The following is a 15,772-nucleotide window of genomic DNA, read 5'->3' as shown; positions in this document are numbered from 1 at the left end:
AGTAATACCAACAGGTATCCGATTAGCTTATCTGCGCACTGGGTGCCAGTGCCTGTGGTGGTTGCTTGTTGGGCTTACTTTTCAGCAATAGCTTTTCAAACGCGTGCTTGGGCATGGGCGAGTGAAAATAATAGCCTTGAATGGTATCACAGTGCAGGTTAGTGAGCACTGACGCCTGCTGACGGGTTTCGACCCCCTCTGCCACCACGGTCATTTCCATGGCTCGGCCGAGATGAATAATGCTTTCCACCAGCGTCACCTGTTTACTCAAAGCATCCATATCGTGAATGAACGCGCGGTCAATTTTAAGCTCATCAAGCGGAAAACGAGCAAGGTAAGACAAGGATGAGTAGCCGGTGCCAAAGTCATCAATCGAGAGGGCAAAGCCCAGTGACTTAATCGCATTGAGCATATTCAGGGCATGCTCATCGTTTTTCATCACCGCGCTTTCCGTTAACTCAAAAGTAATATCTTCTGGTTTCGCGCCCGTGGCTTTAATCAGCTTTTCCATATGCTCGGTCAGCTTGGGGCTGCTAAATTGCTCTGGCGATAAGTTAATCGCCACTCGTCCCGGCAGCATGCCTTGTTGACGCCAGCGCCGCACGTTTTGAAAGACCTCGCGCAWCACATGGCGTCCAAGCGCTTCAATCAGTCCGCAGCGCTCTGCGACCGGAATAAAACGCCCAGGACTGATATAACCCTCTACCGGATGTTTCCAACGCACCAAAGCTTCAGCACCGTTGATACGATAATCACTGGCACTGACCTTAGGTTGATACCAGACTTCCAGGCCGTTGTTTTGTAAGGCCTTTTGTAGCTCGATTTCCAACCAAAGCCGCATCCGTGCTTCTTTACTCATGCTGTCATGATAGGCGACCACTCGGTTTCGGCCTTGCTCTTTGGCCTCATACATCGCGGTATCGGCATTTTGCAGCAGCTGCCGCGCGTCTTTACCATCATCGGGATAACGCACCATTCCCACTGAACACGCCAGATACTTGCTAAAATAATGCAGCTCAAAAGGCTGGCTGATCGCACCGACGACTTTGTCGGCCAGTTGATCAGGCGCGTCGTCCGTTGCGGGCTTAGGCAGCAGCACCGCAAATTCGTCACCGCCTAAGTGGCCAACAATGGTATCCGCCGAGAGCAAGGCGCGTAAACGCTGAGCAATATCCTGAAGCACACGATCGCCAACATGGTGTCCGAGAGAGTCATTGATATTTTTAAAATTATCGACATCAAGGTACAACATGGCCAACGGCGTTTGTGCTTTGATCAATCTATCCAACTCTCGGCTGAAGCCATAGCGATTATACAGACCGGTTAAGGCATCCGTATAAGCGGATTGTTGCTCACCGATTTTGCTGGCATCCTCTTTTTCGGTGGGTTTTAAGCGCTTAACCGACGAGTCAGTCATTGTAGGTTGTAGACGCAGCATATGCGCTTTTTTGCCCAAAAGATGGATAGGTGATTGGCTCACCGTCAGCGGCGCGCTGTTTTTTGCACTCACTACCGACACACCTTGCCCAAGCGGCGTACGCGATAGGCTGTCAATGGTGCTAGATGCTTTCTCTGTCGACACGAGATAGTCTGATAAAGGCTCACCCATCAAGGCATCGATACTTCCGACGCCCAATAACCCAGCGGCTGCAGGGTTCGCTGATAATATACAGCCATCTTCAACCACGCAGCAGCCATCATCGATAAGTTGACTRAGACGGTGGTATTTTTCCTCCGCCTCTTCGAGCGCACTGGCTAATACTTGGCGTTCGGAGGTATCTGCGGCATGAAAAATCACGCAGGGCTTGCCACTTTCATCAGCGACATTCGGCAAGGGGGCAACACTGAAGTGAAAGCTAGTGCTATGGTAGTTATCAGTAAGAAGCACCTCTCCCTCGGCGCATTCACCCCGTCGGGCTTTGTCATAATGTGGTTTGACCGACTGATAAAACGCCTCGCCTAGGGTATCGATATCTGATAACCCCTTTAACGACGGCAAGGCCAAGCCAGACAGCTCGCTATAGCGTTGGTTGGCGTAAAGGTAGCAATCATTGCTGTCGAGAATGGCAAAAAGGAACGGACTATTATCGGTTAAGCAGTAGAACCAATCATTTAACGACGATATTGGCATGAAAAGCTCACATCTGGAAATCACTCTCGACCATCTCATTGGCAAGACAAACGTCTCATATATTAGACACTTTTAACTTTGTTGTCAGTAGCACTTTATGAGGCACGCGTCATGGGTTCAAGCTTTTCTCACTATATACCGCATATTTTACTGTAAAAATAGATAAAGGACTCAAAATCAGTAAACAGGAGAGACTGTGTCGCCATATTACACAATTTGCTGACTATTTATGCATTTAGCTGCGTAAGCATCAAACACATACGACAGTCACCTCTTGCACGGGATCGGGAATCCGTTATTCTGGCTACACCATTTAATAACCACGACCTCTGTGATGATGATTCGTACAGAAGCGCCCGCCGACCTGGTTCGGTTAGACGGTTGGTGGCGAGAGACGCTCATGCGTCCCGTGCAAGCCGATCAGCTCCAACAGCTGCGCGAAACGGGGCAGATCTCGCTTTCTCTCCTGGCGACCGATGATATGGGAGAGATATTAGGGCACATTGCCGTCACCGACGCTCAAACCGCCAATAACACCCAAGAAATTACGTTATGGCATAGCCCAGATGCAAACTTGGTGATGCCGCTGTTAGACGAGGCTGAGTCTACCTTGTTTGAACTGGGCTATAGTCTGTTAAAAATTGCCCCCAGTGACGCCGCCGAACAGGCCGAGTTTGCCCCCTTATACCCGGACGATATTTGGTGGTATAAACAGCTCACCGCCGCGACGTCAACGTGAGAGTCAGCCAACTATGTTAACGGATATCCAGCGTTTGCAAGCCATGGATCTCGATGTGTGGCAATTGCGACACCCAGAAATCTACGGCCGTGAGCAAGAAGTGATCCAATTGCCTGACCACTGCCAACTCTTGCTGGTTTGTGATCACACTCTCAGTGAGCAAGATGCTTGGCTATTTGGCAACATCCTAAAAAGCATGAAATTAAATGCCGAACAGGCTCGCCAACTTCCCCATACTGCGTTGCCAGCCCTTGGCGAACATCACCTTAGCTGGTGTTGGTATATTGGCTCTGTTGAGGTGATTGTCGATGGTGTGAAAAGCTTGTATTCACAGCCTTTAGCGCAGATGCACGATAACCCTGCGGCTAAGCGCGATCTTTGGCGTCAAATTTGTCAGTATGAGTGATTATCAGATTACCCCACTTGATCACGACGATGTTGCGGCGATCGCCGCCATTGAGCAGCGCGCCCACCTCTTTCCATGGTCAGCCTCACAACTGGCGGTTTCGTCTCATCAGTTTGACCATCACTACGTACTGCGCTTGACCACCGCTCCCTCATGTATCATCGGTTATTTTTATGCACGCTGTATCGCGGGTGAAGCCGAGCTGTTGAATATTGCTATCGATCCGGATTATCAGGGACAAGGGTGGGGATGGATACTTTTAAACGGGATGATAACGACACTACGTCATGATGGGGCGGACAGTATTTGGCTAGAGGTAAGAGAGAGTAACATGCCTGCCAAAGCACTTTATCAAAAGCATGGTTTCCAAGTAGTTCACCGCCGGCAACAGTATTACCGCTGTGCCGACGGCTGTCGTGAAGATGCGTGGATAATGGAAAAACGACTACCTTAGTCGCGACGCTCGTGACCACCGTGCGCGTGGTCACTATCAAGCCGAATGGGAGGGAGAATATATCCCTGGTACCCGTGGCAGCCCAACTGATGAAAATACTGATGCTGCTCTGATTGCTCAATGCCCGTCGCAATCACCTTAATCTCTCGAGACGCGGCAATATTCACCAACATGCGAATGAACACATCATCCACATCGCTCGACTGCTGACCAAACCCGATATCCAATTTGACATAATCAGGCTCGATATTTTTGATGTAGTCGACGTTATCCATATTACGGCCAAAGTGATCAACCCCAACGGCAAAGCCTTGACCACGGATTAAACGAAACAATGCCTTGCAAGCTTCAGGATCAGCATGCACCGCTTTTTCTGACACTTCAAACGCCAGTTTATCGGCGAGATGGGTTTTGAGTAAAAAGTGACTTAACCAATCATAGAATGTTTGGCTTTGGACACTTTCGATGGTGAGATTGATCGCAAGCTTGTCACTGTGWGGGTTTTTATTAAGGTAGTCACTCACCCTATTTAGCACATGAATATCAAACTCTTCGCCTAATGCATACATCTCAATACGGTTGAGCAACTGACCCGCAGATAACCAGCTATYGTCCACCCAAAGGTGTGCGTACACCTCTTGATGCCAATTATATTGATTATCACGATGACGAACCGGTTGGGCATAAAACGCTAATGGGTTTTTGTGCAACGCATCAAGCAAAATATGCCGCCATTGTTCTCGGGTCCGGCTATCAACTTGTTCATCCGTTGGCCAAAAGTAAACCTCGTTTTGGCGCTTCGCGTGTTGTAATGCATTATCCGCTTTCGCCATCAGGCTCATCGTCTCGTCGGTACGCGTTTGCGCAATACCTAAGTGAAAGCCTTGATTGACCGGTAGCGAGATATTCTCTAGCTCTTGATTGATCACCCGTAATAACTGGCGTAAGTAACGCCGTAATACTTTCTCTTCATCGGTAACCAGCAAGATCGCGATTTCATTATGACTCAACCTTGCCACGACTTGATGCGTGCTGGCTAAGCTCTCCTGCGTTAACGCTTCTCCTAGTAATCGCCAACATTGATCCCGGTATTGATATCCGTAACGCGCACGTAAACGTGATAACCAATCCGCCTCTAACAGAATTAAGCTGCAACCGACTTCATCGTTGATAAAGCTTTGCAGCTGGTGCTGAAAATAGCCACGGTTCGGTAAGCGTGATACCGGATCAACCATGAGTTTATCGCGCAAGCGTGCCAATTCGTCTTGTTGTGATTGCTGCATCCGTGCGACTTGTTGCCCGGCAAGATTAAAGGCGTTTTGCAGTGCCGATAAATCACTCACACTGGTTGACACTTGTGTCGGATGAAAATCACCATGTCCTAACGACGTCAGTCGCTGACTGAGCTCCCCCAGAGGGACGGTAACACGACGGAACATAAAAGACGCGGCGACAATAACGGCCACACCCGCAGCCAATAACCAACCGACTAATCGCACCAGTCGTTGCCATAACTCAGCAATGTCTTGATGAGGATCGAACGTCATGGTCAGCTTCGCTAACTGTGTCCAGCCGTTGCTCACCGAGACGGAGGTTGTGTTCACCGTTAAACCCGTCGCTGTCGCAAACCAATTCGGCACATGCATTGCCGGGCGGTCAGATTCCCATACTTGGCGTTCCCCAGATAGCATGGGCTCGATCGTGATCTGACTCACTTGGGGCATACTGATAAACTGGGAAGCTAACTGCGTGAGTCGTTGTCCATCACTTTGTTCAAGTACCGCGGGCAGCGCTTCAGCCAGCGTCTTACTGAGTAAGTTTGATTGTTGCTGCTGCTGTTGTTTGCGTTGCTCCGCGCTCAACTGAAATACCACTGCTGTGGTCACCAATACAGTGACCACAGTAGCGGCGACGACAAACGAAAGCACACGTTGATGCAGTGTCATTGCGCGCCTCGCCAGCCGATGCGTGCAATGACTATCGAAGTGGCCATTGGCGTAGCCGCTAATCTGATTCCGATGAATAAATAGTCCATCGTTTCTCCGTTATGCCGTGTTCGCCAGAAACAGTCGCGACCACTCGACGATTTGTTTCATTGGCTCTGTCTGTCTCAGCATCGATTAATGGGCGTGTCTCACCGAAGCCTTGCGCGCTAACACGACTGCGGTCAAGGTAAAACTGATTAACGAGCACGTCCGCAATCGCCTCTGCGCGTCGCTGTGACAATGCTAAATTGTAGCTCGCCGCACCCACTTTACTGGCATGACCTTCAATGAGTACCGACGCCTTAGGATAACGGCGCATAAATTCGGCAAGATCACGGATATCGCCATACTGACTCTCACGAACCTGGGCCGAATCCGTAGTAAATTGGATATTCAGCTCGAACGATGCGGTTTCTATTCGCTCTTGCGGGCATCCTTCATTATTAACTCGAGCTTGTTCAAGCGTCGCGTTACACTGATCGCGCGCGGCAATTACACCATCTTTGTCTTGATCGGTGAGGTCACGGCTTTGTGTGATCTTCGTTTCCATGGGATCAACCGACTGTGGCGCACAGCCACTGATCATGAGCCCGGTAAAAAGAAGTAAMCTCAACTGCTTCATTATTCACTCCCCTCACTGTACAGCGATGCCGTGTCCCAGCTTGCAGGCGTATCGATTCTTAGTGAGGCCAGTAATTGCCCGGTAGCGTTTAATATTCGATATTGTGCATACCGCTCATCGGCTTCTTTACTTAGGTATTCACGGCGTGTTTCAAACAACTCATTTTGCGAGTCCAATACATCCAAAAGCGTCCGCGCATTGAGGCGAAACTCTTCGCGATAGGCATCTCGGGTATCGGTAGCGGCTTCGACATGTTGGCGCATAAAGTCACGCTGCTGTTCAAGATAGGTTCGCGCGTTCCAGGCTAAAGTGGCCCCTTCAACCACTTGGCGATGGGTCATCTCATTGATTTCTCGTGCCTCGATAGTTTGATAAGCCGTTTGTCGCTCTCGGGCGCGATCGGCACCACCATTAAATAAGTTATAGCGCATGCGTACCATGGCTTGGACATTATTATTCTCGCCACCGACGTCCGGCGGACCCGCACCATCTTCGCCACCAATGTTTTCGTTCCAATTAGCATCGACTTCTATGTTGATGGTCGGTAAATACGCAGCACGAGAGCCATCACGGGCTGCATTCGCCGCCGCAATATCTGCTTGTGCAGATTGCAAACGCGGATGGTTATCTAACGCCATATCCAAGGTAGCATCCAGTGATTGAGGCAACATCGCGGCGTCGGGTCTAGGTAAGTGTAAATCCTCAGGTGCGATACCGACGACCTTCATAAAAGCACTACGCGCATCGGCGAGGTTATTGCGCGCCGACATTAAGTTTGCGTTCGCACGCGCCAAGCGTCCTGTCACCTGAGACAAGTCGCTGGCTTTGGCAAATCCACCTTGATTGCTTTCTTCAATCGCATCGTAGATTTCCTGGTGGTTATCTAGGTTTTTTTCTGCCAGGATCACAATCTCTTCAGCTACGAGCACATCCAGATAAATGCGTGACACTTCCAACGCTTTATCTTCTGCGGTGGCAATCAAGCCCCACTGCTCGGCCGTGGCTTCGTTTTGTGTCCGCGCCACTTCATGTTGGGTACGAAAGCCATCAAAAAGCATTTGGCGTAATGATAACCCAAGCTCACGACGAGTTAGGTCTACTTCATCATCCGTGCTGGTATCACGGCGAGTGCCTGGTGAGTCCGTCCACTCCTGCCCCACACCAGCGGTCGCATCCAGTGTGGGATAATAACCGGCTTTGGCTTGGTCTATGGATTGCTCACGCGCTTTATAGCGCGCAAAGGCTTCACGTATTTGTGGATGAGACTCGAGTGAGCGAGCCACCGCTTGCTCCAATGTTTGCGATATTGCAACGGGTGAAATCAAACCCATGGCTAGCGCGATAGCCGTTATGCGCGTTTTATGACACAGATGCGAAAGGGTCGGCATCTTGTTTCTCCTTGTTTGTAATTATTTAGCGCTCGCGTAGTGCGTTTTCTTTTGCCCGTAAAATAGGATTGAGAAGATAATCCAACACCGTGCGCTTGCCGGTAATAATATCAACCGAGGTCAGCATGCCAGGAATAATCGGCATCGGCGTGCCATCATCCCGCGTTAAGTGCGATGCCTCAGTCCTGATTCGCACGAGGTAAAAGCTATTCCCTTCTTCATCCTGTGTGGTATCGGCACTAATGTGCTCCACTTTACCGTCTAGCCCGCCATAGCGGGTAAAGTCATACGCGGTGACTTTTACAACGGCCGGTAACCCAGGATGTAAAAATGCAATGTCTTTGGGCAAAATTTTCACTTGTACGAGCAGCTGATCTTCAGTGGGTACAATTTCTATCACATCTTCCCCAGGGCCCACGACACCACCCAATGTGTTGATGTGCACCGTTTTCACTGTGCCATCGACAGGTGAAGTAATCTCGGCTTTGTTCACTTTGTCTTGTGCCCCGACGGTCGCCTCTGTGAGTCGAGACAGCCGTGCCTCGCTTTCACTCAGCTTGGCCCGTGTCTCACCAATAAACTGCAAAGCAGCCTCACGGCGTTTTAAGATAGATTCATCTAACGCTGCTTTAATTTTAGGCCGCGACAGTCTTAAGTTGGTCAGCTCACCCTGCATATCATTGATCTGTCTTTCCAGTTTGAGAAGCTCCACTTCTGAGACAATCTTCTTTTTTACCAAAGGACGTGTGATATTGATCTCACGATCCATAATCGATAACGAGTTAGTTAGCGTTTTTATCTTGGACGCCACTTCTTCCAACGCTTGGCGTTTCTGAACGATTTGTTGTCCCTGAATATCCAGTTGATTACGTAGACTGTCCAGTCGGCTCCGATATTCTGACTTTTGCCGTGCAATTAACTGGGGTTTACGGCTGGTGAGTGAATCAGGAAAACTGATGGGACGCGGCACAATCTCAATCTGTTGCTGCCATGGCTGGCTAGGTGGCTGCAGAATGACACTATCAAGTTCACTGTACATGCGCGTGACCGAAGCTCGCAAACTGTCAATTTCTTGCTCTTGCTGAGCCAGATCGGAACGAAAGCGGGTGGCATCAATACGCGCGAGAGGCATTCCTTTTTCAACCAATTGCCCTTCATCAACATACATCGCCTGCAAAATGCCACCATCTAGGCTTTGGATCAGCTGGACATGAGAAGGAGGAATGACTTTACCACTGCCCCGAGTGACCCGGTCCAGCTCCGCCACCGCGGCCCATACAATAAAGCTTGCAATCAGCAGCAAGGCAACCCAAACCACCGCACGGTACTTGAGCGGGGTATCTGTCATCATCGCGCCATAAACATCGTCAATCATGTCGAGATCAGCGGGTTGGCTGGCCTTTTTAACGATCTTGCTCATGACGCATTTCCTTTGTTGAGCTTACTGAGGACTTTGTCACGCGGACCATCCATCACAATGCGTCCTTTGTCCATCACAATCACCCGCTGCGCGAGGTTGAGCAGTGACATGTTATGGGTCACCATCACCAGTGTTCGTGATTTGGCCGCCACTTCCATGGCTTTAATAAATTGGTTTTCGGCATGCGCGTCTAAACTAGCCGTCGGTTCATCCATCACCAATACAGGCGGCTCATTAAGCAACGCCCGTGCTAAAGACACCGCTTGCCTCTGACCGCGAGAAAGGCGTTCGCCACGCTCTCCCACCTGTTTATCTAGGCCTTCGTGGTCTTGCGCGGTAAACAAACTCACGCCTGACAGCTGCACCGCACGCATCAGCTGGTGCTCAGTGACTTGGCGCGTACCAAACATAATGTTTTCGCGAATAGTGCCATGAAACAGCGTCACATCTTGTGCCAAATAGCCCACGTTGCGACGCAAATCTGAAGGATGGATTTGACGGCTATCGACGCCATCAAACCGTAAACTGCCTTGGTGGGGCTGAAAAAGGCCGGCTAACAGTTTTAGTAAGGTGGTTTTACCCGAGCCATTTTTACCTAAGATGGCGATTACTTCACCCGGCTGAACGCGAAAATTCAATGGATAAAGCGCCGGTTTTTCCGTCTCTGGATAATTAAAGGCCAAGTTATCGGCACTGAGTTCACCTTTAAGGCGTTTACGACTGACAAGGTGCCCTTTATCAGCAAACTCATCCTCTTGCTCCATCATCGCATTCAGTTGGCGCAGCGAGGTGCTGGTTTGATTCCAACGGTTGAGCAAACTCGCCATTTGCGCCATGGGTGACACCGCTCGGCTGGAAAGCATCACTGCGGCGATGATCCCCCCCATGGAGATATCGCCGTCCGCCACCCGATACACCCCCAGGATCACCACGGCGATCGCCATCATCTGGGTGATGAAAGTGGCAATGTAAGAAACGTTATTGGTGATTTGTTTGACTTTAAAGTTCCAATTCGCCGTGTGCGCGGTCATTTGCTGCCAACTGCGCTGCACGATGCCTTCGGCGCCATTAGCTTTGATGCCCTCTAACGCCGATAAACTCTCAATGAGATGGCCATGGCGCTCAGAAGCGTATTTATTACTCTCTTCAATCGCTGCGCGCAATTTAGGCTGGACCGAGATGGTGTAGCCCAAGATCAGTAACCCAGCCACGACCGGCACCATGGCCAGATCGCCCGCGACTAGATAAATAATCGTGATAAAGAAAACCGCAAACGGCAAATCAACCAAGGTGGTGATAGTCGCCGAGGTGAGCATGTCTCGCACAGAGTCGAACTCCCCCAACTGTTTGGCCGTGGCCCCCACACTGCCGCCACGATTGGCCAGCGGCGTACCCATCAGCCTTGCAAACAGTCGAGACGAAACAATAATATCGACTTTCTTCCCGGCCATATCAATCATGTAGGAGCGCAACTTGCGCATGATAAAGTCAAAGCAGTAGGCCAAGGTGGCGCCGCTAGCTAACACCCACAAGGATTCAAACGCCAAATTAGGAACGATCTTGTCATAGACGTTCATGACGAACAGCGGCGACACTAAAGCAAAGAGGTTCACCAACACGGAGGCGAGCAACGCATCGCGATAAATAGGCGCCGCGTCTTTGACCGTTTGCCAGAACCAATGGATCTTATTGTCATGCAGATGTAAGTCGACTGATTGATCGCCGCGGTACTGGCGCTTGATCAAAAAGCAGTAGCCCACATACATCGACTCGAGCGCTTCGAGCTGCATGGTTTGTTCACCACCATTTTCTGGAAGCTGAATTAATGCAGTACCGGCTTCATTATCGATCTCACGTAATACACAGGCTTTTTGGTCTGCTAACAGTAACACGCAAGGGAGCAATAACGGCCCTAAGTTATCCAGGTTGCGACGTGACAAGCGTGCGGCCAAACCGGCGCGCCCTGCCGCTTGTGGAAACATATCGGGCGTGAGTAGCGCATTGGTCATCGGCAGACCTGCGACGAGCGCATCCCCCGAGCAGGGGGTGCCATAGTGTTCGGTCAGTAATACCAAACAATCTAGCAAGGGATCGTCGGTGGGCTGTTCGCCCGCTGCGATTCGCCACTGCACCGATTGATTATTATTTGAAAGGTCAGTCACTTACATCTCTCTTTTGACCGAAAACAAAAGGCAGCGACATGATAGCCGCTGCCTGAGGGTGATTACCAGTCCGCCGTATCCACTTTGATCTCTAAATCTGGATTATTCCCCATTGAAAGGTCGGCATTATCATCACCTTGTGTGAGTCGTAGCTCTCCTTCTTCACCATTAATCAAGGTGTTGATCACTACTTCTTGCTGACCACCGCTGCTGGTAACAATATTGAGGCTTTCAATATTAATGAACTGATCCATTTGGTTATCACCATCGGCATCAAGGCCAATGGTCAAGGTGCCCTCAGCCTCACCACTGTCAGTGGTTTGCCATGAAATCGACACGTGCCCGTCTTTGATGAGCTGGGTTAAATCATCGACAAACGAAAGGGTGTCTTGCGTGTCACCTTGGTTATCAAAATCGACAATGACATCGGTTTCAGTCCCATCGCCATCGGCAGACGATGGCATATCATCCAGCGACCACTGGAATTTATCGCTACCGGTACCTCCGCCGTCCTTGTTCTGGTCGTCTTCCTGGATGGCGGTGTATTCGAAGGCTGCGTCTGAGAGCAGCATTTCGGTGCCGTCTGCCAGGGTGGCGGTGCCGCGTCCAGCCTCCTGTACACCATCAGCGGGTTGACGCTCCTCCCCGTCGCTTTCCAGGTTTGTAGAGACAATACCCACGTCTTCAAGCGTCAGGAATTCACCGGCATTCAACTCGCCGTTGCTGTCGGCATCCTGCCAGACACCAAACTCATCAAAGCCGTTGTCGTTGGCATCAAAGACACCGTCACCGTTACTGTCAAAGCCAAGGGCCAGACCTTCCAGATCCGTTTCACCACCCAACTCAGTGAAAGCAATCTGTTCCAGATCCGTCAGGCTACCATCGCCATTCTTATCCCACATCAGCACACCATCTTGCGCGCCGGCCCAGGCGGTGGTCGAGCCATCAAGGCCTGGTAACGCAACCTCGGTATCAGCGTAATGCAGCGTACCATCTTGATTAAGATCCAGTACCACTGGAGTCACTACATTACCAGTAGAATCCACTATGACAGAATCATTACCAGCCAGATCCGTGGTTTGGAAGGTGTAGTCTGATAGAGTCCCAGTATATGGTGTAGAGAATTCACTCAAGGCTATCTGCCAGGCAGTAGCATTTGGTTCAGTGCTAGTGCTAGCAACTTCATTGTCATTAGCATCAAACACAGTAATGGTTGAGTTCGTTTCCGAAGTACCGGTAATACCATCAGTAGTACCTCCCCCATCAAGCGTAATTTGTTCCTCTGTCATACCGGATGGTGCATTCGGATCGATGGTATCGACTTTATAGCCAGAGTTATCAGCCACAGCATCAAACGTGAGACCAACAATAGACTCACCTGACAGATCCGCCAAATCCCCCACAATAGCACCATTTAGATTTAGCCCATTTGCTGGAATCGAGATGCCATTGGCATCGTTATCTCCCGCCTGAATCGTATACGTGAACTGCAAGGTATTGCCGTCAGGGTTGCCAGAATACACTGCTTCAACGGTTTCTGAGCCAATAACAAGATCCAGCGACGGGGTGCCATTGGTGGTATCAAATTCAACCGCCATATTAGTGGTGATGGTGGCAGTGACAGAGTCTTGCGTTTCTTCCAAAACGCCGTCGCTATTATGTACTAGCGTACTTTCGTTGAGGAAACCGTTTTCTCGACCAACAGCAGACGTCAGCGCAACGTTAGTAATTTCAGGTGTTTCTTCAACCGTTGATGGATCTGGAATAACAAGCTGAGGCGTTTCCTCCAATGCAGTAAGAATCGGGTACTGATCTTCCACCAACGTCCAGATGGTCTCATCAAAACCGTCAAGCCCTGCCACTTTACCGATCATCTGTTCAGTATTCAGTGCGGTGCCTACAGGTTCATTCGTGTCGTTTGTAGACCCTTTTTCCACCCCCCGCTTAGTCACGTCTGCATCATAGTAAGCATTGATCTGTTGACCGCTTATCATTAAGCCTATCAGACCACCCGTGGTACCTTCTGAGGATAACTCACCGGCAGCGTAGACGTTTTCTAATGTTGTACCATTAAAAGCTGTACGTCCGGCAATACCACCTGTATACCCGTTATAGGTACCGATAACCTCGGCTATGGAAAACGAATTTTGGATAGTAGCGCCTTTTATCGCATCGGCCACCAGGCCGCCGACGGCATGAAACTGTCTGAAAGGCTCAGTGTCATCTGTTCTCTCAACGGTACCCTTCGAATAAGCTTGCTCTAGGATGGGCGCATCGCTATCTGGACCATTATCCATACGACCAAATATACCACCGGCACTGAGACGACCGGTGACATTACCCTCAAACGAAACCTCACTGGCACTGCCGCCAATAACGTACCCGACCAAACCAGCCGCGTAAAAATCGTCACCGTCAATCTGGCCATTGATAACATCGACATTGTCAATAGTCGTATTTGTGGTGCTGCCTGCCAGAGAGGCTGTTCTCTCTCCCCCGATGATAGTGGCATCAACCAGGTTCACATCCTTAACGGTGCCGCCATCAATGGTCTCAAACAAACCGACATTTTCCACTTCTGGCTTATCAATGGTCAGCCCTTCAATATTGAAACCGTTACCGTTGAAGTTGCCGGTGAAATTGGCAATCGGATCCCAGCCCGTGCCGTCGCTATTAAACTCTGCGTAATCACTTTGCTCAGTGGTCAGGCTCTGAGTCAGCGTGAAGTCAGCCTCTGGGTTCTCTCTCAAAGCATCTAGTGTTGTCCAGCTTGAAAYGAGGTAGGACTTACCGGACTCATTGCCGACGCTGTCATTCGCAGTAAAGGCGTAGCCATCCACGCCTTCTGCCGTATTTATGCCATTAATATCGCTTATGGTGATCGACCAGTCACCGTTGTTATCGGCTTCAGGTGGCGTAGCCAATGTGACTTCATTACCATTGTCGTCAAAAACCTTGATAGTAGCACCGGGCTCTGCTGTGCCGCTGATCGTGTCTTCTAATAAAACAAAATCAATGTCATCAGGAGAGTCAGGGGCGATAGTGTCAACCTCAGATTCAGGATCAGTCGACTCGCTAGTCACTCCTGCCATGGTGTTACCGGCGGTATCCATGGCGTCCGAGACATCAAAGGTCACATTACCAAGCTCAACATTGTCATCGACAACGGTGTATTCCAGCGAATATTCCGTACCATCGCTTGACCATGTGCCGTTAATCGGGTCGGTCAAGGTAGTATCGGCATTGTTGTCAATGATCGGTTCAACGCTTGTATCCATCTCTTCCGAGAAGGTAAAGGTCGCGGTGACGGTGTTACCGTCATCGGCTTCGCTGATCTCGGTGTCGTCGAGTACCACCGTCTCGAGCGTCGGCGGCGTGGTGTCCAGCGTAATAACGTCCTTGGCCGACGTCGCCGGGTTGCCCGCAGCGTCCGTAACGTCGGCGTTCACAGTGATAAAAGTGTCGACCAGACTTGTCAGGTTCACTTCATTGTTTAACAAGGTCCACTCACCCCCATTGACCGAGGCCGTGATCGTAACGACAGAGACGCCGTCACTGAAGTCAACAGTAACTTCCTGACCGTCCTCGGCACTCGTGGTGCCACTGACCAGGACATCCGTCGCCTCACTCGCGTTGACAACATTATCGGATTCGATGGGGCTATCAATGCTCAGTGTAGGGGCCGTGGTATCCAGCGTCGCGGTGTCATCCACGCTGCCCTGGTTGCCGGCTTCATCGGTCACCGTCATGGTCACCGTCAACTCGCCATCGGCCAGGCTGCTCAGGTCTTGGCCTGTGACCGTTACCTTGCCATTACCATCCACGCTAATGTCGCCACTATCGACAGTGATGCTTCCTCCTGGATTGGTGTCATTAATATCTATGCCACCAATCGATCCAAAGCTGCCTCCAGCACTATTAGTGATCACAATGCTGTTGACCGTCGCACCGTCTTCCACCGTGCCGCTGAACGTGACGTCGCTTTGTTCGCTGTCGTTGATCAGGCCATCGTCGAACGCGATGCGGTTGCTGCCATCACCGGTGTCTGGGGCCGCCGTATCCAACGTCGCGGTGTCATCCACGCTGCCCTGGTTTCCGGCTTCATCGGTCACCGTCATGGTCACCGTCAACTCGCCATCGGCCAGGCTGCTCAGGTCTTGGGCGTCCACGCTGACRTCGTTGCCGCTCACGSTGATGTCGTTCGCRTCCACGGTGACGCTGCCACCCTGGCCGTCGGTGATCACGATGCTGTCTATCGCCGCACCGTCTTCCACCGTGCCGCTGAAGGTCACGGCGGTTTGTTCGTTGTCGTTGATCAGGCCATCGGCATCGTCGAACGCGATGCTGTTGCTGCTATCGCCACCTTCGCCTGGGGCCGCCGTATCCAGCGTCGCGGTGTCATCCACGCTGCCCTGGTTGGGGCCGCCGTATCCAGCGTCGCGGTGTCATCCACGCTGCCCTGGTT

General features: G+C 50.8%; 10 protein-coding genes. 3 read left to right on the top strand and 7 right to left on the bottom strand.

The annotated features are described in order from the left end of the window. Positions 1-22: 22 nt before the first annotated feature. Complete coding sequence (locus BZG14_RS04945) at positions 23-2,131, bottom strand: sensor domain-containing protein (protein ID WP_077608144.1); 2,109 nt, start codon at positions 2,129-2,131, stop codon at positions 23-25. A 334-nt stretch (positions 2,132-2,465) separates the two neighbouring features. Here BZG14_RS04945 and BZG14_RS04940 point away from each other — a divergent pair, with 334 nt between their 5' ends. Genes BZG14_RS04940 through rimI form a run of 3 tightly spaced genes read left to right on the top strand, consistent with a single transcriptional unit; the run spans position 2,466 to position 3,730 of the window. Further along, positions 2,466-2,870 (top strand): GNAT family N-acetyltransferase, encoded by a 405-nt coding sequence (locus BZG14_RS04940; protein ID WP_069362763.1) that lies wholly within the window; start codon positions 2,466-2,468, stop codon positions 2,868-2,870. A 13-nt stretch (positions 2,871-2,883) separates the two neighbouring features. Beyond that, positions 2,884-3,276 carry a DNA polymerase III subunit psi gene (locus tag BZG14_RS04935; RefSeq protein ID WP_077486516.1) on the top strand — a complete coding sequence of 131 codons (393 nt, stop codon included), beginning with the start codon at positions 2,884-2,886 and terminating at the stop codon, positions 3,274-3,276. Continuing rightward, positions 3,269-3,730, top strand: coding sequence for a ribosomal protein S18-alanine N-acetyltransferase (rimI, locus tag BZG14_RS04930; RefSeq protein ID WP_077608143.1), 462 nt, complete (start codon positions 3,269-3,271; stop codon positions 3,728-3,730). The genes BZG14_RS04935 and rimI overlap by 8 nt, the downstream gene beginning before the upstream one ends. Here rimI and BZG14_RS04925 read toward each other — a convergent pair. From BZG14_RS04925 to BZG14_RS04900, 6 genes are all read right to left on the bottom strand, one after another. Then, complete coding sequence (locus BZG14_RS04925; protein ID WP_077608142.1) at positions 3,727-5,676, bottom strand: bifunctional diguanylate cyclase/phosphodiesterase; 1,950 nt, start codon at positions 5,674-5,676, stop codon at positions 3,727-3,729. The two genes, rimI and BZG14_RS04925, sit on opposite strands and share 4 nt — an antisense overlap. A 58-nt stretch (positions 5,677-5,734) precedes the next feature. Continuing rightward, the gene (locus BZG14_RS04920) at positions 5,735-6,337 is read right to left on the bottom strand and encodes an OmpA family protein (RefSeq protein WP_077608141.1); all 603 of its coding nucleotides are present in this window, start codon (positions 6,335-6,337) and stop codon (positions 5,735-5,737) included. Beyond that, positions 6,337-7,725 carry a TolC family outer membrane protein gene (locus BZG14_RS04915; RefSeq protein ID WP_077461813.1) on the bottom strand — a complete coding sequence of 463 codons (1,389 nt, stop codon included), beginning with the start codon at positions 7,723-7,725 and terminating at the stop codon, positions 6,337-6,339. Before BZG14_RS04915 ends, BZG14_RS04920 begins: the two co-directional genes overlap by 1 nt. A 25-nt stretch (positions 7,726-7,750) precedes the next feature. Then, the gene (locus BZG14_RS04910; protein WP_077608140.1) at positions 7,751-9,145 is read right to left on the bottom strand and encodes an HlyD family type I secretion periplasmic adaptor subunit; all 1,395 of its coding nucleotides are present in this window, start codon (positions 9,143-9,145) and stop codon (positions 7,751-7,753) included. Continuing rightward, positions 9,142-11,307, bottom strand: a complete 2,166-nt coding sequence (locus tag BZG14_RS04905; RefSeq protein ID WP_077608139.1) for a type I secretion system permease/ATPase — start codon at positions 11,305-11,307, stop codon at positions 9,142-9,144. The genes BZG14_RS04910 and BZG14_RS04905 overlap by 4 nt, the downstream gene beginning before the upstream one ends. Before the next feature lie 62 nt (positions 11,308-11,369). Next, the gene (locus BZG14_RS04900) at positions 11,370-15,713 is read right to left on the bottom strand and encodes a beta strand repeat-containing protein (RefSeq protein ID WP_077608138.1); all 4,344 of its coding nucleotides are present in this window, start codon (positions 15,711-15,713) and stop codon (positions 11,370-11,372) included. Positions 15,714-15,772 lie beyond the last annotated feature (59 nt).

Source organism: Salinivibrio sp. IB282 (genome assembly GCF_001995685.1).
In the GTDB taxonomy this organism is placed as follows: Bacteria; Pseudomonadota; Gammaproteobacteria; order Enterobacterales; family Vibrionaceae; genus Salinivibrio; species Salinivibrio kushneri.
The sequence above is the reverse complement of the archived record's forward strand: the minus strand, read 5'-3'. Positions and strand labels throughout refer to the sequence as shown.

What these genes read in the sequence shown, in the direction of transcription:
- BZG14_RS04940 (WP_069362763.1), top strand. Translation starts at nt 2,466, where the DNA reads ATGATGATTCGTACAGAAGCGCCCGCCGACCTGGTTCGGTTAGACGGT.
- BZG14_RS04935 (WP_077486516.1), top strand. Translation starts at nt 2,884, where the DNA reads ATGTTAACGGATATCCAGCGTTTGCAAGCCATGGATCTCGATGTGTGG.
- rimI (WP_077608143.1), top strand. Translation starts at nt 3,269, where the DNA reads ATGAGTGATTATCAGATTACCCCACTTGATCACGACGATGTTGCGGCG.
- BZG14_RS04915 (WP_077461813.1), bottom strand. Translation starts at nt 7,725, where the DNA reads ATGCCGACCCTTTCGCATCTGTGTCATAAAACGCGCATAACGGCTATC.
- BZG14_RS04910 (WP_077608140.1), bottom strand. Translation starts at nt 9,145, where the DNA reads ATGAGCAAGATCGTTAAAAAGGCCAGCCAACCCGCTGATCTCGACATG.